Source organism: Fervidobacterium pennivorans DSM 9078, assembly GCF_000235405.2.
GTDB lineage: Bacteria > Thermotogota > Thermotogae > Thermotogales > Fervidobacteriaceae > Fervidobacterium > Fervidobacterium pennivorans.
In genome coordinates this window covers 1-21,470 of sequence record NC_017095.1, presented here as the reverse complement: position 1 = coordinate 21,470, position 21,470 = coordinate 1, and the positions used below count along the sequence as shown (strand labels likewise).

Sequence of the window (21,470 nt, the reverse complement as noted above, 5' to 3'; positions counted from 1 at the left end):
TCTAACCATCTATCCCATACCGCTCCATTTTGTAATATAACGTCCTGATACTGATATCAAGCATCTTTGCAGCTTGTACTTTATCCCCACCTGTTTGTTTTAATGCCGTGAGGATAATCCTTTTTTCGTATTCTTCAACTAAGTCTTTGAGAGACTTCTCACCTATGTCCGTAAATTCTTCATCTTTCTTTTCAACCTTTAAGCCACTGTCTTCCGGAAGATGTTTGAGTTCTATATATCTTTCCTCAGGTCCCATGTTTATCATAACCCTGCCTAGGAAGTTCTCAAGTTCCCTCACATTCCCGGGCCAATCCCTCGATACAATGTACTTTATTACTGCGGGGCTTATACCTTCCACCATTCTTCCGTATTGTTGATTGAGCTTTTTCACAATGTGGATAGCAAGCTTTGGGATATCTTCTTTTCTATCTTTTAAGGAAGGTAGATATATTGGGAATACGTTGAGTCTGAAATACAAATCAGGTAAGAAATCCCCGTTTCTTACCATTTTCTCAAGTTCCATATTTGTTGCAGCGATGATCCTCACATCAACCTTTTTCACATTTCTTCCACCAACGGGGACGTATTCCTTTGTTTCGATAAATCTCAACAACTTAGGTTGTAAAGACAATGGGAGTTTCCCAACTTCATCAAGGAACAACGTGCCACCATCTGCTTCTTCTACAAGTCCCTTTTTCCCACCATGTAGTGCCCCTGTAAAAGAACCTTCTTCGTACCCGAAGAGCTCTGATTCCAAAATGCTTTCCGGTATTGCTGCACAGTTCACACTAACAAAGGGTTTATTCCTTCTTGGACTTGCGTTGTGAATCGCGTGTGCGAAAAGCTCTTTACCTGTTCCACTTTCTCCCCTTAGAAGCACTGTTGCCGGTGTTTGGGCAACTTTCTTCGCTTGTTCTTTGGCGATTTGGATTAGCTTACTGTCTCCTATGATATCATCGAATGTATATTGTGCACGCATATGACGGATTAATCTTTTCACTTCTTCAAGCTCGTTTGTGAGTTTTAATATCTCTGAAACGTCATGCACTACCGCAACACTACCTTTGAACTTCCCTTTTACAAACAACGGGGTAGCGTTTACAATCACTTCCTTCTTTGCAGGACCAACCTTCAACCTTGCGTTGTATATCGGTTGTCTGAGTTTGGCGATGAGCATATGTATGCTCTCGCCTTCTGCTATATCGACTGTAGCGGGTTTACCGATTACATCTTCAGGTGAGTAACCTGTAATTTTTGTGTACGCCTTGTTGACCAGCCTTACTATCCCATTTTCGTCGGCGACACTTATCGCGTCGTTGGTAGAATCAATTATTGCCTTGAGTTGCGCTTCTATTTCTTTCAGATTTGTTATTTCTTCTGCAAGTTTCCTAATACTTGTTATATCCCTAAAAACAGCGACCACACCTATGATTTTTCCATTTTCGTCTTTGATAGGTATTCTTGAAGTGATAATCACCGCGTTCTCGGTATGTTGGACTTGGTCAATCTCAGGGATACCCGTTTGTACAACGATATGTAGACGAGTGTTCTTAACGACCTCGTCAACTTTTTTGCCAATTATATCCGATGGTAAGTTCAGAAGTTTTTGCGCATTTTTGTTTATGTATTGTACTCTTGCATCTTTATCGACGATGATTATACCTTCAATAATTGAATCGAGGACTATCTTGTAAATCCTTTCCATTCGCTCATCTCCATCGCAGTTATCATTCACCAATCACCTTGACTACGACCCTTTTTCTCCTCTGACCATCGTATTCCGCATAGAATATCTCTTCCCAAGGACCTAAGTCTAGCTTTCCGTTTGTCACTGGCAGGACGACTTGATGGTGTGTTAGTATTCTCTTCAGATGAGCATCTCCGTTTGTCTCGCCAGTCCAGTGATGTTTGTAATTACCCGCTGGTGCAAGTTTTTCGAGCCATTCCCAGATGTCTTGGTGCAAACCTGACTCGTTGTCGTTCACAATTATTCCAGCGGTGATATGCATTGCAGAAACCAAGCAAAAGCCCTCTTTGATACCACTTTTTTCAACAATTTCCTGGATTTTGTCGGTTATGTGGACAAGTTCTCTCTTCTTACTCGTGTTGAACCAAAGATATTCAGTGTAGCTCTTCATATAAAGCCCTCCCTTTATGATTTTGATAATGTTAACTAAAAGTATTGAAACTTTCCAAAAACCGCATTATCCTTATAAAGAGGGGACACCCCCCAACCAACTCTCGACAAAGGAGGTATCCCGATATGAACAACTCAACGCTCTCTTGTCCAAAATGCGGTTCCACCAGCTTATACAAAAACGGTCATGACAAATACGGTAACCAACAATTCCTTTGCAAACTCTGCCATCATTCTTTCAAACTCTCCCATTCTCAAAAACGCAAAAACTTCCCTTTCCCTTATCCCAAATGCACTTCTTGTGGTAAATCTATGCAAATTTACAAAGTCCGTCGCTCTTTCGTTGTCTTCCGTTGTAGAGCTTGTCGTACCAAAGATAGAGTACCTTTTAACCTCCCCGAACCAGTCACCCTTATTCCTGAGAAATTTAAATATTTCCGCTTCCCTATCTTTTTCGTCTTAAAGGCTTTTGTTTTGTATATGAAACACAATATGTCTTATCGCTCTCTTGCTCATTCTCTTAATATCAAAGTATCTCATGTCACCATATACAAATGGGTTATTAAATTGTGTACTTTATTCTCTGTACTTTTTCCAACATTTACCATCGAAAATGTTTTCTCAGTTCATGCTGATGAAACTGTTCTTGTGTTCAAAGAACAAAAGTACTATGTTTGGCTATTAGTTGATCACGAAACTAACTTAATTCTTTGTTGGCATGTCTCAAAGTATCGTGATATGGGACAAGTCAAAGTATTGCTCGAGAAGTTCTTTGGTAATTCAAAACCTAGAAACATTGAACTTATTACTGATGGACTTGGTGCATATGAAAGTGCAGTAAAGCTGTTGTTCAGAAATATCAATCACGTAGTGGTACCGCTCGGTAAAAACAATCAATGTGAATCTAAGTTTTCATTGTTGAAAGACTTTTTCCGACTCAAGCGAGGGCTGAAGAATACGAAGAACTTAGCGAAATATATTCAAGGATTTTGTGTAGTGAAGAATCTTTGGAAAACGCACAATGGCAATATCAATCGCATTCTTTCACAATTACACTCTTTCATCACTACAAGTTAACACTATCTTCTTTGTCTTCTTCAAGTTTTTTACCGACAAGTTTGTACAGCTTCAGCTTTTCGCTTTTTCCCTTCACGGCAAATTCACCGAGGTATTCAAATAAAAACTTGTCAGTGCGAGTTACAACTGCTTCTGAGACTATAATTTCCGCATCAACCTCTCGTGTGAGATGCTCAATTCTTGATGCGGTATTTACTGTGTCTCCGATACACGTATAATCCATTCTAAAGGGTGCACCAATATTTCCCACGATTGCTGGTCCATAGTGTATACCAATCCCACTATCAAGGTTGAATCCGTACTCTATGTTAAGTTCCTTCAAAGCAACTCTCATATCCAAAGCACAAGAGAGTGCACGTTCGATATCATCCTCGTAAGAAACCGGTGCTCCAAATATAGCCATTATTGCATCACCTATGAATTTATCGATTGTTCCATCGTACTTGTAACGGATAATCTCGCTCATTCTTGTAAAGTAAACATTCAAAAACGCAACCACTTCTTCCGGTTTCATTTTTTCGGAAATACTAGTAAATCCCTTTATGTCTGAGAACAAAACCACAACGTTTCTAGTTTCCCCGCCGAGTTTCAGTTCACCTTTACTCACCAATTCTTGTGCAACTCTATCTGGAACATACCTGTAAAGAAATTCCTTCATCCTTCTTTTTTCAGCACTCTCAGATAGGAAATCACCTACCAGCTTGACAGAACCAACAACAATGTATCCAAATACTGGGTAGAAGGTCGATACGTAGACATGCTTTAAAAAAAGGATGGATGATATTACTACAAACAAAGCCGGTATGGTAGGAATTATTACGTTAACATACCTGTTCTTAAAATTCGACAGGATTCCAAGCAGCGTCATTAAAAATACTACCAATAGACTGTTATAAAAAGGGGACAAAAGTTTTAAGAAATCACCTCTCAGCATGTTTTCTATCGCTGTTGCATGGATAAAAACCCCTGCTTCTTCATTCGAAAAAGGGGTTATCCTTAAATCATAAAGGCCCTTTGCAGTTGCTGTGTATCCAACAAGTACAACCTTGTCTTTAAAAATTCCTTTTTCAAAATTTCCTGATATCACATCGTAAAACGGAACTTCTTTGAACACGTTGGATGATTTACCATAATACCACAGATGCATGTATCCTGAATTGTCAAACGGAACTTCTTTACCATTCAATTCCACAAAGCGTTTTGAAAAATCGAGTAACATCTCTTCGGGTTTTGCCCCAAGGTAAAGAGCGCAAGCTATAACGTTCATGTGCGGTAAAATACCGGAAGAGATTCCATTTTCGTTTGCCCATTCTTCGATGATAAGTAATGGCATTCTCCTGACGGTTCCGTCTGGGTCTAAGGCACCTATTTCATAAGTTGCACTGTAAGCTGCTACTGCGAATGGTTCGTAAACAGGCCGTATTTTGTAAACCTTAAAAGGTTTCATCAACGAAAGTTCTCGAAAGTTTTTCATTTTGTATGTGTAGTCAAGATAAGTACGATTTTGTTCTATCTTTTCCCTAAGCTTTTGATTAAATAGTTCGTATGTCTTTTTGTCATTTATCAGATAAGTTCCCAGAACAACGTTTCCGTACATAAGAAGCATGCTGGCAAAGTAAGCATCTGTTTCTTCGTCCATTGGTTCGGTAAACGAGACATCAAAAGCTACAACTTTCGCACCATCTTCGAAGACTTTTTGTAGTAAATTTCCGTAAACATCACGGTTCCAGGGCCAAGTATCACCCTCGATTTCCAGAGTACTTAATGAGTACTCGTCAATTCCAACGACGATAACTTGAGGGGAGATGACAACCTCACCACGCATTTTGTAAAACAAATCAGAGATTTTGAGGTCTAAAACTTCTGTCATTTCAAACCTAAACATAATTGCCCATAACATAAAGAGCGTTAGTAATATGTTCAGGATATGTAGTTTTTTCATGCGTCACTCCTTTGTTTTTGCTTCAAATTGTCAGTTGGTTGTTTCAAAAAGAGAATTTATCTAGTATAATTTTTAGCAGAAGGCCCTAATAATTAGACTACGAGATCGTCAAAAACGTTGAGTAATTTAAAAAATCATGATAGTGTTAACTTGTAGTGATGAAAGAGTGTAATTGTGAAAGAATGCGATTGATATTGCCATTGTGCGTTTTCCAAAGATTCTTCACTACACAAAATCCTTGAATATATTTCGCTAAGTTCTTCGTATTCTTCAGCCCTCGCTTGAGTCGGAAAAAGTCTTTCAACAATGAAAACTTAGATTCACATTGATTGTTTTTACCGAGCGGTACCACTACGTGATTGATATTTCTGAACAACAGCTTTACTGCACTTTCATATGCACCAAGTCCATCAGTAATAAGTTCAATGTTTCTAGGTTTTGAATTACCAAAGAACTTCTCGAGCAATACTTTGACTTGTCCCATATCACGATACTTTGAGACATGCCAACAAAGAATTAAGTTAGTTTCGTGATCAACTAATAGCCAAACATAGTACTTTTGTTCTTTGAACACAAGAACAGTTTCATCAGCATGAACTGAGAAAACATTTTCGATGGTAAATGTTGGAAAAAGTACAGAGAATAAAGTACACAATTTAATAACCCATTTGTATATGGTGACATGAGATACTTTGATATTAAGAGAATGAGCAAGAGAGCGATAAGACATATTGTGTTTCATATACAAAACGAAAGCCTTTAAGACGAAAAAGATAGGGAAGCGGAAGTATTTAAATTTCTCAGGAATAAGGGTGACTGGTTCGGGGAGGTTAAAAGGTACTCTATCTTTGGTACGACAAGCTCTACAACGGAAGACAACGAAAGAGCGACGGACTTTGTAAATTTGCATAGATTTACCACAAGAAGTGCATTTGGGATAAGGGAAAGGGAAGTTTTTGCGTTTTTGAGAATGGGAGAGTTTGAAAGAATGATGGCAGAGTTTGCAAAGGAATTGTTGGTTACCGTATTTGTCATGACCGTTTTTGTATAAGCTGGTGGAACCGCATTTTGGACAAGAGAGCGTTGAGTTGTTCATATCGGGATACCTCCTTTGTCGAGAGTTGGTTGGGGGGTGTCCCCTCTTTATAAGGATAATGCGGTTTTTGGAAAGTTTCAATACTTTTAGTTAACATTATCACAAAGAAGATGGGGGGAATTATATTGAAAAGCTCCAATGATTTGATTATTGAACTCAGCAACACTAAGTTCGTTCTGAAAAACAACGGTACATTTCAAATATCAGGCAACTTACCAACTCAAGATGAGATTTATGAATTGGCGATGAATTATAGTTTGCCAATAAATGAGAAACTATTTGATATGGTGCACGAACTGTTAAAGGCGGAAGATTTAAATAGTGTAAAAAAGAAAGTTGAGGATTTCTTCAAATCGAAACTACACAAAGACGTTAAAATTATTTATTCAGAAGCAAGCTTGCAAATGGATATTCAAAATAATCATGCCTCATTACCAATAGTGAGCAAAAATTCCGGTAATTTAGGGACGATAACTTTGCACGGCTTTCTAACGTTCGACGAAGTCTTAGGTTTGCTCGCATTTTACGATTCTTTCGTTTCCATTGTTGAAAGTATAATAATAAACTACCGTCTAGAACAACTGTTAAAAAGTTCACTTGACACATTGTTCGTTGCTCTGAACAAACGCGTCCGATTAAATGAGAGTGACATAGATAGAATGGAAGCTATCGCATCGAGAATTGCACAAATAGAACAATTAAATCACGAAGAGGTGCACTTTGCTCTAAGAATAGCCAATGTTGGATTTGTGGGTTTAAGGGATGAACTATTTGTAAGGATTTTCACCGGAGATTTCACAAATGAAGATTACAGGGAATTTCTGAAACACGTTGATTTAGGATATGAGATTCTCGAAGAAATGGATGTTCCACATTTTATTCTGGATTCTTGTTTGTATCATCACGAGTTTATAGATGGTTCTGGTATAAAGGGATTGAAAGGGTATGAAATTCCAAAAATAGCCTTAGCAATAGGTTTTGCCGAACATGTTGTAATTTTGAAGTGGAATGTCTCAAAACTACAAGGCAAATATCCAGATAGTTACTTAGCTGTAATAGATTCCAGAGGTGAATTACAATGAACCTTATCTTCCCTTACCTTTTCCTGGGACACCTTTTTGGAGATTACGTTCTTCAAGTAAGTTATATAGCAACTAACAAGTCGAAAGACTTAAAAGTTCTTGGACTTCACACAGTTTTAGTATTTTTTTCTCAAGTTCTATTCATCGTGGGTAAAAATTTCAGTATTAAGAGTTTAACCATGATTGGTCTTCTTTCTGGTATTCATTTTTTGATTGATTTACTTAAATTCTTATGCAAAAAGAAATTTTGCAATACTTGGTATTATTATCTCTTTGACCAATCGTTACATGTGTTATCTTTACTTTTCATAAGCTCGCAGTTAACTCATTTGGAACCTGTTCTTCCAAGAACTTTAGTGGTTCTCTTATCGGTGATGATATTCAATGGGTATTTTGTAAGTATACTTGTACACCTTATAACATCCAATGGTAAGTACCAACGAGACTACATCGGATATGCACTACGAATGATAGCACCTATCGTTTATCTGCTTAACCCATTGTTTTTAATAATCTATGCACTATTTTGTTTGATTCCCGTGTTCAAGTTCAAGAAAAGGGGCTCCAAATTCAACATGCTGAGCTACATCATAACAACAGTTTCCACGATGATACTTATGGGGGTGATGTTATGAGGAAAATCTTCAGGATGCTTATTCTTGCAGTTTTTACACTCTTTGCTATTTCGGTATTCGCGGAACTAAAAGTCAATTTGCAAAGCGATACTGTTGTCATCGGAGGAAAGTTGCCGATTACAGTAGAAGTGACCGGCAAAGACGGAAAACCTGCTCAATACACTTTAAAAGCCAAATTGAACCTTGGAGGATTCGACAAGCCAGAAGTATTAACAAAAGGACTGACCGGTAACGGGAAAGTAGTCTTAAACTATTTGGCTCCAAAGAGAGCAGGTGAAATAAAAATAACGTTTACAGCTGAGACAACAGACAAGAGCATATTCACTCAAGAAGTTTCCATAAAAGTAACGGAAAAAGATGAGAGTGAATTCTCAGAACAGTTGAAAGCTCAGATTGACTCGTTCAGAGGAAGCGTTGCGATAAAGAAATCTAACAAAACAACTTGGGAATCAATAACAAAAAACATGGTAATTCAAGAAGGTGATGAGATTCTTACATTGGAAAAATCTTACGTTGTTGTAAAATTTCCAGACGGTTCTATGACAAAGATAACTGAGAACACACAGGTTCTTTTTGAAAAACTCAGAGTATCAAAAGAAGGGAAGATTCTCGTATCGATAGTTATCCAAAAGGGTGGAACATACAACATTGTTCAAAAAATGATGGCAGGTTCTTCGTTCGAAGTTAAGGCAGGTAGTGTCACGGCTGGTGTGAGAGGAACGGAATTTGGCGTAGAAATTATCAACGACAAGCCGGTTATAAAGGTTTGGAGTGGAGAGGTATTTGCTTTCTTTGGAAATGACTTTGTGCTTCCGATAACAGCAGGTCAAACACTCATCTACCAGCTTGGAACTGAACTTGTCCAAGATATTTCTCAGCTCTTTGACTCAACTACCTTAGAACCTCTCAAAGAGATTATGCCAGAAATCGAAAAGTTGTTCGAAGAAACTCCAGAAGAACCGGAAGAAGAAAAGCCATCAAGAACAGGAGAGATTCAACAACCTCAGTCTCAACCCGAACCACAACCAAAGGCATACATACCACCTCTCGGTGTTGAAACAGCTATCAAAAACAACCAAAAATATATTGTCTACAGCATTTCTCCAGAATTTACGATAGGTCCCATCACATTGGGTATAGGACTAACCGCTTACGCTACCGAAGTTGGTGGAACTTTGTACTATGGTATACCCTCTGAAAATCCAAGCACAGATATAATAAACATGATAACAATCAATCACGTTGCCTTGAATCTTGGAAATTTCTATTTGAGATATGGAAATATGCCTCCGATTTCATTAGGTATGGGCTTTTCCGTAAGGGATTATTTCAAACCATACGCTAAGTCTTTTGATATCAAGATAGCCTTTGGTAGTTTTGCCCTCTTTTTGCATATTCCCTACGAACTTACAAAACTTTGGATGCCGGAAATTGTTCAGTCAGACTCAGTGTTTGCAGGTGAAATGGAGGTGAAATCTGCAGTTCTTGGTATGGATTTGGGAATTGCCGCATTGTACGATACTGACGTTACCAACGAAAATACGAAACCTACAGTTGATGATACACCAATAAATCTTTCACTGTCAGCATTTTTGAGATACCCACTACTAAACAACTTCTACTTTGGTCTGGAATTTGGTTCGCAATGGTTAGCCGATATGTCTAAGTTCGGTATTGGTGCGTTCGGTGGTTTGAGTGGAAAGATAGGAATAGCAGATATCATCGTCGGTGGTTACGGAACTTGGAACGGTTTTAGACCCTTCCACTTTGGCAGGATTTACACCATTCAAAAGTCCAAAAACGAACTGCCAACACTGGATAATGTTCAAACCTCGTTTGGTTTCCTGGCAGGTTTGAATTTCTACCATGATATCGCTACCGGTAGATTTTACATTTATGGTAACTTCAGTGGAGACATGGACGCACTTGGTGAGTTTAGAATAACAATACCGCAGATAGGGGCTGTGGCAGGTCTATTTATCTACGGATATTATTTCGACCAAACACCATTTTCAAACGGCGAGTTCTTCGACAGCGATACTATATCGTTCTTGAGAATTACATACCCAATTATGGAGCGTAACCTTGTTGCAGGTATTGTGTACAATTGGGATGGTACAAAATGGGTGCAGAGTGTCTATATCGGTAGTGAGATTAGCTGGTAAGGTATCGTTTTTAAGCGTCAAAAAGGAGGCGCCAAACGTTGTCTAATCTTAATAAAGAGAAACTTGTAGAAGCTCCAACTTGGCTTTGTGGGTATAAGTACAACGGACGTTTAGTAGGAAGGGTATCTAAAAACAAAGTGGTTGTCGAAGATATAGAATTCTATGTGCTCGGCAACTACTCTCAAAACTTTTTAAAAAGGCTTGCAGAGATGATTGAACATGGTGTAAAGATTAACCCTGCGAGCTTGCGTGACCAAGTTGTGTACATCGCAGCTAAGCTAAACAGCAACCTGAGGTTGAACGAGCTTTTAAAAGATATCCAGCAGGAAATATGCACCATAATCAACGCTGAAGCCGCTTCTATTCTTATGTACGAGGCTGACCATCTGCGGTTTCTTGTGACCGTTGGGAAAGCGAGTGGTAAGATTGAAAGTATACCTGTTCCTATGGAATCGATCGCAGGGAAGATTTTTCTAGAAGGAAAAGCTCTTGTTTTTAACGACTTGGAAACAAATCCCGTTCATTTTAAGGGCGTCGATAAAGTAGCAAAATTTAAAACAAAAAACATAGTTGGTTCACCCATCTGGGTAGAGGATGAAAAGATAGGTGTTATAGAGGTGCTAAACAAAGATGGTGGTTTTTCCGAGGAAGATGCTGAAACGGTAGAGCTTTTCGCCAAATTGATTGGACGAAAACTTCTTAGCGCATGGAGATATGAAAAGTTTTCTGAATCATTTAAGAAGATCCTCTTAGCAATAGCAACCGCGATAGATAAGCGTGATAATTACACACACCAACACTCGAAAAACGTAGCGAGGATATCTGTGGAAATTGGTAAAAGAATGGGACTTAGCCAACAAGAATTAGAAAAGCTTGAGTTCTCAGCTATATTACACGATGTTGGGAAGATAGGTATCCCTGATAGCATATTACTGAAACCAGGGAAACTTACTGATGAGGAGTACAAAATAATAAAAAACCACACGGTTTATGGTGCAGAAATATTATCTCAAGTCAAATACGTTGACGAAGACATACTCAAAGGCGCTTTAGAACATCATGAAAGGCTCGATGGAAGTGGATACCCTTATGGGAAAAAAGGCGAAGAGATATCCTTATTCGGAAAGATTATTGGTATCGCAGATGTATTCGATGCACTCTCATCCAAAAGAACGTATAAAGAAGCATGGGACTTCGGAGAAGTTCTGAAAATAATTGAAGCCGACGTGGAAAAAGGAAAATTTTCAAAAGAAGTTTTTGAAAAATTACTTGAGAGTGTTAAAGAACTCAGCGAGAATTAAAAGATAGGTCAAAAACAAAAAAGTCGGGGCAAAGCCCCGACTTTTGATTGTGCTTTTACAATTATTTGTTGACTCTTGTCTTGAGAACTTTTCCAGGTCTGAATTTTGGAACTTTTCTTGCAGGAATCTTAATCTTCGCTTTTGTTCTTGGGTTGACGCCTGTTCTGCCTTCCATCTTCTTAACTTCAAATGTACCAAAGTCGACAAGCTGAACTTTTTCGCCTTTTTCGAGAGCTGCTGCTATCGTTTCAAAGAGTGTGTCAATAACGAGTTTTACGTCTTTTTTCTTGAGTTGTGTTTTTTCAGCTACCGCGTTGACAAGTTCTTTTTTGTTCATAAATCCCCCTCCTTCTCATGATGGTGTGGAAAATCAAATATATAATAGCACTTTCGATGAGTTAAAGTCAAGACCATGATGAATACTAATTCTATGCAGATTATACCACAAAATATGCGAAGAAATCAAGTATTTTGACACTGAATTTTATCTTTTGCATAAAATCGGCTTTTATCAGAATCTTAAAGACCCCTTAAAATGAGGCTGATACAACTATGTTTTGCTCGCTTTTATTTTATCACAACTTCTTGCGGTTTTGTCAACACTTTATTCATTCCACAAAAAAGTTGTCAAACATACTTCTCATCCTTCAACAACTTTGACAACAACCTCACGTGTTCTCGGACCATCAAATTCACACAGGAAAATACCTTGCCATGTCCCTAACAAAAGGTTTCCATTGTTCACAATTACCGTCACACTACTACCCACGATTGAAGCCTTAATATGGGCATCCGAATTTCCTTCCAAATGATGGTATCCTCCGTTTGTGGGAACTAAGTTGGATAGCTGGTTGATGATATCTTCGACAACAGATGGATCCGCATGCTCGTTTATAGTTATCCCACAAGTTGTATGAGGTACATAAACAACTACAACACCTTCCTTTACACCGCTTTCCATTACTAATGTTTTAACTTTGGCAGTTATATCAACAAATTCAACCCTTTTTGAAGTTCTCACAGAAAACTTGCGAAGCACTTTCTCACCACCAAATTGTTTGAAAATTTACTCGCTTTTTTCGTATGGCACACCATCTGCAGCAGGTGGTCTTGATTTACCAACAAATCCAGCAACAACAATTATTGTCAAAACAAACGGAATAGTATCGAAAAGTGACTTAACATTAGCTGCGACAGTTATCTCTTGCAAACTTTGGAGCTGGTTTGAGAACGCACCAAACAAGCCAAAGAATAAGCTGGCAAGCATCGCTCCAACAGGATTCCATTTTCCGATAATCATAGCAGCCAAACCTATAAAACCTCTTCCGCCAGACATAAGCTCCTTGAATTGACCAATTTCGCCAACGCTTAGGTAAGCACCCGCAAGTGAAGCAAAGACTCCGCTCATTATAACTCCAAAGTATCTTATCGCATAAACATTAACTCCAAGTGTATCCGCAGCTTCGGGATTTTCACCAACCGAACGCATCCTCAAACCAAGTTTAGTTTTGTAAATCAGCCACCAACCGAAAGCAACACAACCAAATGCTATATAGACAAACGGGCTGATTTCACCAATCACTTGTCCTAAAAATGGAATATCTACAAGTCCGGGAATGGTAATTTCGTCCACCTTTCCAACAAAATCTGTCTGACCTGGCTGACCAAAGATGGGTTCCATTAGAAAACCCGTTAAGCCTTGAGAAAGTAATATTATAGCCGTTCCCAAAACTACCTGGTTTCCTGCCCATTTTATACTGCCCCATGCATGCAATAATGCAAGCAATATACCGCTAACAATCGCCATCAAGACTCCAAACCACACGTTTCCTGTCAAATAAGTGAATACAACAGACGTAAACGCACCCATAAGTATAATGCCTTCGAGTGCGATGTTGACTACGCCTGTAATTTCACTGAACACCCCACCAAGGGATGCAAAAATCAAAGGTGTTGCCGCCGTGAGAGCTATTTTGTAAAATTGTGGGTTCACAAATATCGAAAGTATAGCTGTTAAAACTCTCATGCTTTCACCTTCTTTCTCGCGTATATTGCCTTAACGATTCTGTCCGCCGCTACTAAGAAGATAACAATACCTTGAACGATGATGACAATATATTTTGAAACACCCATGAACTGCATCTCATTACTGCCAGTTCTCAGTGCACCTATCAAGAGTGCTGCGAAGATGATACCTATCGGATTATTTTGTCCTATGAGTGCAATACTAATACCATCGAAACCTTTACCGCCAGACAGCTCTCCCAAGAACCTATGATGAACACCCATAAGCTCGGTAACACCTGCAAGCCCCGCAAGTGCACCGCTGATTGCCATTGCAAGCACCACGTTTTTCGCCACACTTATTCCACCGTATTCCGCAGCATACGGATTGAAACCCACCGCCTTTATTTCATATCCCGTTGTTGTCTTGTTGAGAAAAACATACATAAATACGGCAGCCGCTATAGAGATAAGTATTCCAGCGCTCAATTCCATTGCACCAACTCTCATTAAAATGGGGAGTTGTGCTGACTGTGCAATTTCAGGACTCTTCGGTGTTCCTGAGCCCGTTGCGAGAGGTCCTGTTACCATGAATGAAGCTACGTAAGTTGTTATCCAGTTCAACATTATTGTTGTAACAACCTCGTGGGCTCCGGTCTTTGCTTTCAAAAATCCAGCTATAGCAGCCCATCCAGCACCTGCACCCATACCAATTAACATTGTAAGTGGAATTGCTACAGCAGGTGGTAATCCTCCAAAATTACTAGCAAATGTGGCAGCCATCAAAGCGCCCATTGCCATTTGACCTTCGGCACCTATATTGAACACACCTGCTCTAAATCCAAACCCAACAGCCAGACCTGTTAAAATCAGAGGGGTTGTCTTTATAAGAGTATCAATTATCGCTTGCTTACTACCAAAAGCACCGTGTAATAGAACACCGTAAGCCTTTATCGGGTTCTTACCAATAGCAAGAATGATAAATCCAGAAATCAACAAGGCAATCAATACAGCAAGAACAGGAACCGCAATACTTTCTAACAACTTCTTCATTTCCGGCTTCTTCATCTCTTACCACCTCGAATTTCTTCTAGTCTTTTACCTGCCATCATCAACCCAACTTCCTCAACTGTCGTTTCTTCTGGTCTCACTTCTCCCATTATCTGCCCTTCGTACATAACCAATATCCTATCGCTCAGTGAGAATATCTCTTCTAATTCCATCGATATCAAAAGTATACCCACGTCTTGCTCTCTCATCCTCAGAATTTGCCTATGGATAAATTCAATTGCACCAACGTCCAAACCCCTTGTTGGTTGGGCGACAACCATAAATTTTGGACCAGCTTTTATTTCCCTTCCAACAACTAGCTTCTGTTGGTTACCACCAGAGAAATTACCGCCTAAGTGTTCTATTATCCTCGGTCTTACGTCGAACTCTTCCATCAATTCCGCTGTGTATCTCTTTATCTCTTGGTGATTCAGGAATGCACCATTCGCAAACGGACGTTTGTAATGTCTACCGAGGATTACATTGTAATAGGCAGGAAATTGTTTTATTAAAGCATGCTTCAATCTGTCCTCCGCTATATGCGTCATCCCCATCTCTCGCAATACCCTAGGATGTTTATTTGTCACATCTATTCCTTCAAATAGTACCTGCCCTTTTTCTGCTTTTCTCAAACCGGTGATTGCCTCAACTAATTCCGTTTGCCCGTTTCCTGCAACACCAGCAATACCCACTATCTCTCCCTTTCTCACCTGGAAAGAAACTCCTTTTACGGCATCAAGATGCCTATTATCTTTCACCCAAAGGTCTTTGACTTCAAATACCACTTCCTTTGGTGTATGCGGCGCTTTGTCAAGTTTCAAAACAACATCCCTACCGACCATTGCACGTGCTATTTCGCGTTCGTTCGTTTCTTTCGTGATAAGCTCAGCAATTACCCTTCCACCACGCATAACTGTTATCCTATCACTAATCTCCATGACTTCGTTGAGTTTGTGAGAAATAAATAGTATTGTCTTCCCACTTTTTTGGAGATTTCTCATAATTTCGAACAGTTCTTCAACCTCTTGAGGAGTCAAAACCGCAGTCGGCTCATCCAATATAATTATGTTAGCACCCCTGTAAAGTGTTTTTATTATCTCAACACGTTGTTGCATTCCGACCGGTATATCCTCGATTTTCGCATCGACATCAACGTATAAACCATATTTTTCGGATAATTCCTTAACCTCTTGCCTTGCCCTTCTTAGGTCAAAATTAACACCTTTCACAGGTTCGTTACCGAGTACTACGTTCTCAGCTACGGTCAATGTATTCACAAGCATGAAATGCTGATGGACCATTCCAATACCGGCTTTTATCGCATCCCTCGGACCTGTAAAAACCTTTTTTTGCCCGAAGATACGTATTTCGCCACTATCTGGATGATAGAGACCGTAGAGTTGGTTCATCAACGTACTTTTCCCAGCACCGTTTTCTCCAACTATCGCGTGGATTTCACCTTTTTTAATCCTTAACGTTACTCTGTCATTTGCAAGAACGCCAGGAAACCTCTTGGTAATCTCTATCATCTCAACAGCGTACTCAGAACGGTTATCGTGACCTTCAAGTTCAGAATGTCTTGAATCTTTTCTTAAATCATCCACTATGAGTCCACCTCCGGTTAGTAATGATTAATATTTAAACAATTGAACACTTTCTCGTTTTGATAGACCAACGGATCTCACTATCCGTATAGTCTATCAAAACGGGGGCATGTTGCCCCCGACTTGAAAAAACGAGAAGAGAAAAGATTATTGTATTTCTCTATGTGGATTACTTTGGAAGTTTTACACCCTTAACTGTAAATGCCTTGAGTGCATCTTCCGAATCTGGAATAACAATTTTACCCTCGATGACAAGTTGTTTGAGATAATCAAGTTCTTTAAGAACGCCTGGAGCAAGTTTGTCGATGATTTCTTTTGTGTATTTCAGTTCTGAAATTCTTACACCATTTTCTTTAAGGCCAAGAATTTTAGTTCCGCCCTTGAATTGACCAGTGTATGCCCACTTGACTCCGTAGTACCCTGCCACATCGATACCTTTCATCGCACTTGTAAGAACTACTCCAGGTGCCATGTAGTCTTGGTCAACGTCGACACCTATTGCGTAGTAGAGTGGTTTTCCAGAAAGTGCGTATTTCTTAATGTTTTCGTATCCTTTACCTGCAAGTTTCTCTGATCTTTCCTTTGCCGCTTCAATAACTCCGTTACCACAAGCACCAGCTGCTGCAAAGATAATATCCGCACCTTGTGAGAACTGTGAATTTGCAAGGTCTTTACCCTTCTTTGGGTCACTGAATTCATTTGTGTATCCTCTCAAAACTGTAATCTTCTTCCCTTTGAGATCCTGGTAAGCCTTTATACCTGCTTCATAACCGTACCTGAACCTTTCAACCGGAGGTATTGGAATGCCACCAATAAATCCGACTTTACCTGTTCTTGTCATAGCGGCTGCAATATAACCAACCAAGAATGCAGATTCTTGTTCTTTGAACAAGAAGTTAATAACGTTTGGAAGTTCCTTATCAAAAGCAATATCTATACCAGCAAAGTAAACTGTCGGGTACTGTTGAGCAACTTTCATAAGAGCGTCTGTCATCATGAAACCGACTGCAAAAACAATTCCGCCGTCTTTTTCCTTCATAACTTCCTCAGCTGCTTTTGTAAGGTTAGGAATGTAGTCTGACTGTTCTTGTGACATGATAACTTTTGCTTCCACTTTGAGTTCTTGTGCAGCTCTTTGGATACCTGCCCACGTTCCATCGTTGAACGACTTGTCGCCAAGTCCACCCGTGTCAGTCACCATGATAGCTTTGAATGAAAATCCAAGGGTTAAAAGAACCGCAAGAAGCGTAAATACAAGGAACTTTTTCATACTCTCTTCCTCCTTTTAAGGATGATATGGTTTTCCTTAAACCAGTAGTAACCCAGAATAACCGACAGTATCAAAGTGTACGGAATTATCCAACTGACGTACACGTTAACAGAAGGAACGCCGACTTGGATGAATACAGTTTGCGTCTTGAACAACGTGAGAACCGAGACGGCAAATGAACCCACAAGGGGTATGAATGCTTCATCTCTTTTGAGCACGATTAAGAACAAAGCAAGAGATATCAGTATGACTGACGAAAGTGAATAGAACATCTTATAAGTAGGCAATAAGATATAAGGTTTTCTTTGAGTTGATGACATAGCTTTCAGTAATCTGTCTTTGTGTGCTCCATCGAAATTGGATTCAACGAATTCAACGAGTTTTTTTCTAAAGTCGTTAGAACCAATAGATACAAATCTTATGAAATCTTTTTCAAATTCTGATAAAAGCTTTTCTACTTTTTGAGTTCTTTTCGTTTCAAAGTAGATAAAATCGTTCGCTTCTTTTATCAACACTTTGTCCGTTATTTTGCTTAACAAACTCCTTGCATACTCTATCCTTTTTTCAAAACCTTCCGGAGCGAAATATTCTTCTGAAAGACTGAATGTATCAACACCTGCGTCGTTCAGAAGAATGTTGAACTTTTCAATGGATTCGTTTACCGTAGTGTTGTAGTCTTTCAATCTTCTTTGTACAACACTCAAAGGTTCTTGAAGAACTTCAGACACCAACGAGTTGTAAAATGGAGATGCGCTAAAGGTTTCCGGCATCAATAGGTCTTTTGTTGCAAACGATGGTAGAAATACTATAACCACTGTAGCAAGGCTTACCAAGAAAAGAGTGAATTGCTTCTTAAATAAAAAGTAGAACATCGAGAAAAGCAGTGCTATAGTCATAAGTATTCCATAAATCATTCCATCTGATGTTGATTGAATATTCATGAACGCACCTATATAAACTGTTTCCGAGGCTATTATCAACAAAAGTGGAATATGAATGTTTTTAAATAAGTAGAACCAGATAAAGAATACAACCACATACACTAACCATCTAATCCACGCTAAGTTTAATTCTTTTGGAGTTATCATGACAAACTCTCTAGCTATCTCATCTTTTATGCCTGCAATATGTGTATATGTACTTCTGAATATGGTCCCACGCGTTCTTAAAATTAGCATCTCCGGATCCAAATCTTTTGCTGAATTTGCTGCTTCCAAAATTATCTCTTCCAAGGTTTTTAATACTTCTGGTTCTCTCATTATTAAAGTTATTGCTTGCAGTTCTTCACCGTTGTAAACGGGAGTGTATTCATAATCTCCGATAACGTTGGTTCTTAACTTTTTCAATTCTTCTGGAATATAAGCCAAGTTAACATCGGCACCGAAAAGGTAGGCAGCAAGGTCTTGGGCGTAATTGCCAAAGGCATCTACAAGACGCATCTGATAATCGTTGAAGAAAGAATTAAAAATAGGAGAGCCCTTTACAAGTTCTTCATCGAACGAACGGTTGTTCAGTTTAGCTTCCCAGTAAGAAAGATACATGGTACGAGCTAACCTTTCTTCATCAGAATTAGCACCTTCCATCGGTTTGAGGGCTTCCAAATAATCTCCTGTCTTTTTTGTGGTTTCTGTTTTCTCCGTTGAACCTACCATGTAAATCTTCAAAAATCTGTACAAGGGAAGGTCACCCTTGATGTGTGAAATAACAAATTGGTGAAAATCAGAAGAAGGCGAAAAATAACTTTTGTAAATCTGCTGAGCTTTTGTCACATCCAAACCGAAAACTACTGAGGAGAGAACCAAAATCAAAAAAGTGATAGTTATGAATGAATAGAAAAACTTCTGTAATCGCTCCGAATGCTTTGCTATGTACACTTCCTTACACCTTCCTTTTCACAAGCTTTTTCATATTTATCATTAATTTCGAAATTTGAATACCGCTTGTTGATTATATTATATCACACTGAGTCTTAGCAAATGCAATAATGTACAAAAAACAAGAAAAACTTTTGTATTTCTCCTCTTATACTTTTCTTTTTTCCAACTCTGACCAGCTTTTAACCACGATTAAGGCAAATTAACGTATTAGAAATAAAAGGGGGCTTTTGCCCCCTGCAAAGAACTCCAAATGCGATTTAACCCCGAGTTACTCTTCAACAGTGATTGCAGCTGTTGGACAACTGTCAGCTGCGTCTTTTGCGCAAGAAAGGTCTGTTTCCGGTTGCAAAACCTTTGCCTTCATGTCATCACCAAGTTTGAATACATCTGGACAAAGGTTTTCACATACTCCGCAACCAATGCATGTTGCTTCATCTACTCTAACCTTCATACCTTAGCACCTCCTCTTCGACGTCATTGATGATTATATCACATCCTTTTTAGTTTTTCAACAGACTCTAATCTATCACTCTCTACATATGCTCGTACCTTATTATGAATAAGCTTTTCCAACACTTTTTTGAAGTTCGTTCTCCACAGTTTTCAATAGTAATTCAAAATCCTTTTCATTTCTCATTTTTTCTTCAACAACTTTTACAGAATTTATCACCGACGGATGTGTCTTGTTAAATATCTCGCCAACTTTCCTTGTTGATAAACCGTATTTTTTCACCATAAAGTACATGCACACCTGTCGTGCTAAAGAAGTATTTCGGTCTCTGGAACCCGAAAGAATATCGTCTTTCGTTGTTTTAAACATCTTAGCGACAATTTCTATAATATCTCCATTTGAGCTTGTGTTAACATCTTCAGTAAGTATGTCCCGCAGTATGGATTTTACGACAGAAATGTCTAACTCTCCATACATGCTCTTGTAAGCAATTAACTTTATCACGGCACCTTTTAGGATTCTTATACTTCCCTTAATGTGTGTAGCAACGTATCGCAGTACGTCATCATCGATATCCGCCTTTTCGTCATCAACAACTTTTCTTGCTATTTTGTACATCGCTTCTTGGGATGGTGTTTTAATTTGTGCAACGACACCCATCTGGAACCTTGAAATGACCCTGTCTTGGAAGTCTTTAAGTTCTTTTGGTGACCTGTCAGAGCATACGATAATTTGTTTTCCTGCTTCGTAAAGGGCATTGAAAGTATGGAAAAGTTCTATCTGAACACCCTTTTTGCCCGCTAAAAACTGGATATCGTCAATTACAAGGACATCGATTTTCTTTCTATACCTTTCTCGGAATTCCTCCATATTACCAGACTTAAGCTTTGTGATGAGCTCGTTCATAAAACTTTCACTAGTTAAGTACGCAAACCTCAGGTCGGGGTTTTGAGATAGTAGATAATTACCATAAGCTTGAACAAGATGAGTCTTTCCCATTCCAGCTTCACTGTAGATAAATATCGGATTGTAAGTGCCTGGTTTTTTTGCTGCTTCGAGGAGTAAGTTGTAAACAAACTGGTTGAACTCGTCAACAACAAAATTGTCGAACCTGTACTTGGGATTTAGAGGAGTTATCAGAACAGGCTTTTTCCTGACTAATGCAACATTGTCAGGAATTTCATCTTCAAAGTTGTCAGGACTGACAACTTGAGCGTAAACAATTTCGTAAGTTGCCCCTTGTCCAACAACCTCACTAATAGCTTTTCTGATAACCTTATCAAACTTCTTTTCGATGTAACCTTTAAGAAAAAGGTTACCCACTTCAAAAACAACGTGGGTACCTTCTACACGTTTAACATAGAAGTCTATAAACCAGTGTTCCCATTGCTGCCGGCTGACCTTCTCCTTAAGTGCGGACAAAATCTTTTCCTTAATTTCTACATTGTCCATAAGTACACCTCGAGACGTGCAATTGTAAGGAAAATTAAGCTAAAATGAATCTAGTATCTATAACGCAACAAGGCGGGGGTGGGGTAAGATTACTGTGCATTGAGTATTATCTCATAAGTCTATGTTAAAAATCAAGACAAACTTTATGTTAACTCATGAATGATATTTTACTCACAAGGAATGGTATATGACGTTTTGTTTCGAAATTGTTTACTGTAAAGAATCGATTAAGAAACATTAAGTAATCACTCACTGCACACTTTGAAAATTGCTACTATTCTGTCCAAAACGGTGCTCATTCTTTAATCATAATTAATCCTCATCGAT

At 38.9% G+C, this 21,470-nt stretch carries 18 protein-coding genes; 5 read left to right on the top strand and 13 right to left on the bottom strand.

The window, feature by feature from the left end:
• Window position 1: 1 nt before the first annotated feature.
• Window positions 2–1,705 carry a sigma-54 interaction domain-containing protein gene (locus FERPE_RS00090; protein WP_014450651.1) on the bottom strand — a complete coding sequence of 568 codons (1,704 nt, stop codon included), beginning with the start codon at window positions 1,703–1,705 and terminating at the stop codon, window positions 2–4.
• A gap of 22 nt (window positions 1,706–1,727) precedes the next feature.
• Window positions 1,728–2,138 carry a secondary thiamine-phosphate synthase enzyme YjbQ gene (locus FERPE_RS00085; protein ID WP_014450650.1) on the bottom strand — a complete coding sequence of 137 codons (411 nt, stop codon included), beginning with the start codon at window positions 2,136–2,138 and terminating at the stop codon, window positions 1,728–1,730.
• A gap of 125 nt (window positions 2,139–2,263) precedes the next feature.
• Between FERPE_RS00085 and FERPE_RS10510 the strand changes: the two genes are divergently transcribed.
• Complete coding sequence (locus FERPE_RS10510; protein ID WP_011993230.1) at window positions 2,264–3,214, top strand: DDE-type integrase/transposase/recombinase; 951 nt, start codon at window positions 2,264–2,266, stop codon at window positions 3,212–3,214.
• Here the strand turns inward: FERPE_RS10510 and FERPE_RS00075 are convergent.
• Both FERPE_RS00075 and FERPE_RS10505 read right to left on the bottom strand, forming a co-directional pair.
• Window positions 3,204–5,156, bottom strand: coding sequence for a CHASE2 domain-containing protein (locus FERPE_RS00075; RefSeq protein ID WP_014450649.1), 1,953 nt, complete (start codon window positions 5,154–5,156; stop codon window positions 3,204–3,206). The genes FERPE_RS10510 and FERPE_RS00075 overlap by 11 nt on opposite strands.
• Window positions 5,157–5,301: 145 nt before the next feature.
• Complete coding sequence (locus tag FERPE_RS10505) at window positions 5,302–6,252, bottom strand: DDE-type integrase/transposase/recombinase (protein ID WP_011993230.1); 951 nt, start codon at window positions 6,250–6,252, stop codon at window positions 5,302–5,304.
• Between the two features lie 125 nt (window positions 6,253–6,377).
• On the opposite strand from FERPE_RS10505, the gene FERPE_RS00065 reads away from it, so the two are divergent.
• Genes FERPE_RS00065 through FERPE_RS00050 form a run of 4 tightly spaced genes read left to right on the top strand, consistent with a single transcriptional unit; the run spans window position 6,378 to window position 11,435 of the window.
• Window positions 6,378–7,334 (top strand): HD-GYP domain-containing protein, encoded by a 957-nt coding sequence (locus FERPE_RS00065; RefSeq protein ID WP_014450648.1) that lies wholly within the window; start codon window positions 6,378–6,380, stop codon window positions 7,332–7,334.
• The gene (locus FERPE_RS00060) at window positions 7,331–7,969 is read left to right on the top strand and encodes a DUF3307 domain-containing protein (protein ID WP_014450647.1); all 639 of its coding nucleotides are present in this window, start codon (window positions 7,331–7,333) and stop codon (window positions 7,967–7,969) included. The genes FERPE_RS00065 and FERPE_RS00060 overlap by 4 nt, the downstream gene beginning before the upstream one ends.
• Complete coding sequence (locus tag FERPE_RS00055; protein WP_014450646.1) at window positions 7,966–10,134, top strand: FecR family protein; 2,169 nt, start codon at window positions 7,966–7,968, stop codon at window positions 10,132–10,134. Before FERPE_RS00060 ends, FERPE_RS00055 begins: the two co-directional genes overlap by 4 nt.
• 38 nt (window positions 10,135–10,172) lie before the next feature.
• A complete protein-coding gene (locus FERPE_RS00050; RefSeq protein ID WP_014450645.1) occupies window positions 10,173–11,435 on the top strand; it encodes an HD domain-containing phosphohydrolase in 1,263 nt (420 codons plus the stop codon).
• A 61-nt stretch (window positions 11,436–11,496) separates the two neighbouring features.
• Here the strand turns inward: FERPE_RS00050 and FERPE_RS00045 are convergent, their stop codons facing one another.
• The 9 genes from FERPE_RS00045 to dnaA all read right to left on the bottom strand — a co-directional run bounded on the left by FERPE_RS00045 (window position 11,497) and on the right by dnaA (window position 21,128).
• Window positions 11,497–11,772 (bottom strand): HU family DNA-binding protein, encoded by a 276-nt coding sequence (locus FERPE_RS00045; protein WP_014450644.1) that lies wholly within the window; start codon window positions 11,770–11,772, stop codon window positions 11,497–11,499.
• Between the two features lie 303 nt (window positions 11,773–12,075).
• Window positions 12,076–12,474, bottom strand: a complete 399-nt coding sequence (locus FERPE_RS00040; RefSeq protein ID WP_014450643.1) for a secondary thiamine-phosphate synthase enzyme YjbQ — start codon at window positions 12,472–12,474, stop codon at window positions 12,076–12,078.
• A 27-nt stretch (window positions 12,475–12,501) separates the two neighbouring features.
• Window positions 12,502–13,461, bottom strand: a complete 960-nt coding sequence (locus tag FERPE_RS00035; RefSeq protein WP_014450642.1) for an ABC transporter permease — start codon at window positions 13,459–13,461, stop codon at window positions 12,502–12,504.
• A complete protein-coding gene (locus FERPE_RS00030) occupies window positions 13,458–14,492 on the bottom strand; it encodes an ABC transporter permease (protein WP_041262925.1) in 1,035 nt (344 codons plus the stop codon). Before FERPE_RS00030 ends, FERPE_RS00035 begins: the two co-directional genes overlap by 4 nt.
• A gap of 11 nt (window positions 14,493–14,503) precedes the next feature.
• On the bottom strand, window positions 14,504–16,018 hold the full coding sequence (locus FERPE_RS00025) for an ABC transporter ATP-binding protein (RefSeq protein ID WP_041262923.1): 1,515 nt from the start codon (window positions 16,016–16,018) through the stop codon (window positions 14,504–14,506).
• Between the two features lie 244 nt (window positions 16,019–16,262).
• Window positions 16,263–17,363 (bottom strand): BMP family lipoprotein, encoded by a 1,101-nt coding sequence (locus FERPE_RS00020; protein WP_014450639.1) that lies wholly within the window; start codon window positions 17,361–17,363, stop codon window positions 16,263–16,265.
• Entirely contained in the window at window positions 17,360–19,237 is a 1,878-nt protein-coding gene (locus FERPE_RS00015) for a hypothetical protein (RefSeq protein ID WP_014450638.1), read from the bottom strand. The genes FERPE_RS00020 and FERPE_RS00015 overlap by 4 nt, the downstream gene beginning before the upstream one ends.
• 271 nt (window positions 19,238–19,508) lie before the next feature.
• Entirely contained in the window at window positions 19,509–19,691 is a 183-nt protein-coding gene (locus FERPE_RS00010) for a ferredoxin (RefSeq protein ID WP_014450637.1), read from the bottom strand.
• Between the two features lie 102 nt (window positions 19,692–19,793).
• Window positions 19,794–21,128, bottom strand: a complete 1,335-nt coding sequence (dnaA, locus tag FERPE_RS00005; RefSeq protein ID WP_041262922.1) for a chromosomal replication initiator protein DnaA — start codon at window positions 21,126–21,128, stop codon at window positions 19,794–19,796.
• Between the last annotated feature and the right edge of the window lie 342 nt (window positions 21,129–21,470).

What these genes read in the sequence shown, in the direction of transcription:
- FERPE_RS00060 (WP_014450647.1), top strand. Translation starts at nt 7,331, where the DNA reads ATGAACCTTATCTTCCCTTACCTTTTCCTGGGACACCTTTTTGGAGAT.
- FERPE_RS00020 (WP_014450639.1), bottom strand. Translation starts at nt 17,363, where the DNA reads ATGAAAAAGTTCCTTGTATTTACGCTTCTTGCGGTTCTTTTAACCCTT.
- FERPE_RS00035 (WP_014450642.1), bottom strand. Translation starts at nt 13,461, where the DNA reads ATGAGAGTTTTAACAGCTATACTTTCGATATTTGTGAACCCACAATTT.
- FERPE_RS00010 (WP_014450637.1), bottom strand. Translation starts at nt 19,691, where the DNA reads ATGAAGGTTAGAGTAGATGAAGCAACATGCATTGGTTGCGGAGTATGT.
- FERPE_RS00090 (WP_014450651.1), bottom strand. Translation starts at nt 1,705, where the DNA reads ATGGAAAGGATTTACAAGATAGTCCTCGATTCAATTATTGAAGGTATA.
- FERPE_RS00085 (WP_014450650.1), bottom strand. Translation starts at nt 2,138, where the DNA reads ATGAAGAGCTACACTGAATATCTTTGGTTCAACACGAGTAAGAAGAGA.
- FERPE_RS00025 (WP_041262923.1), bottom strand. Translation starts at nt 16,018, where the DNA reads ATGATAGAGATTACCAAGAGGTTTCCTGGCGTTCTTGCAAATGACAGA.
- FERPE_RS00030 (WP_041262925.1), bottom strand. Translation starts at nt 14,492, where the DNA reads ATGAAGAAGTTGTTAGAAAGTATTGCGGTTCCTGTTCTTGCTGTATTG.
- FERPE_RS10505 (WP_011993230.1), bottom strand. Translation starts at nt 6,252, where the DNA reads ATGAACAACTCAACGCTCTCTTGTCCAAAATGCGGTTCCACCAGCTTA.
- FERPE_RS00075 (WP_014450649.1), bottom strand. Translation starts at nt 5,156, where the DNA reads ATGAAAAAACTACATATCCTGAACATATTACTAACGCTCTTTATGTTA.
- FERPE_RS00055 (WP_014450646.1), top strand. Translation starts at nt 7,966, where the DNA reads ATGAGGAAAATCTTCAGGATGCTTATTCTTGCAGTTTTTACACTCTTT.
- FERPE_RS10510 (WP_011993230.1), top strand. Translation starts at nt 2,264, where the DNA reads ATGAACAACTCAACGCTCTCTTGTCCAAAATGCGGTTCCACCAGCTTA.
- FERPE_RS00045 (WP_014450644.1), bottom strand. Translation starts at nt 11,772, where the DNA reads ATGAACAAAAAAGAACTTGTCAACGCGGTAGCTGAAAAAACACAACTC.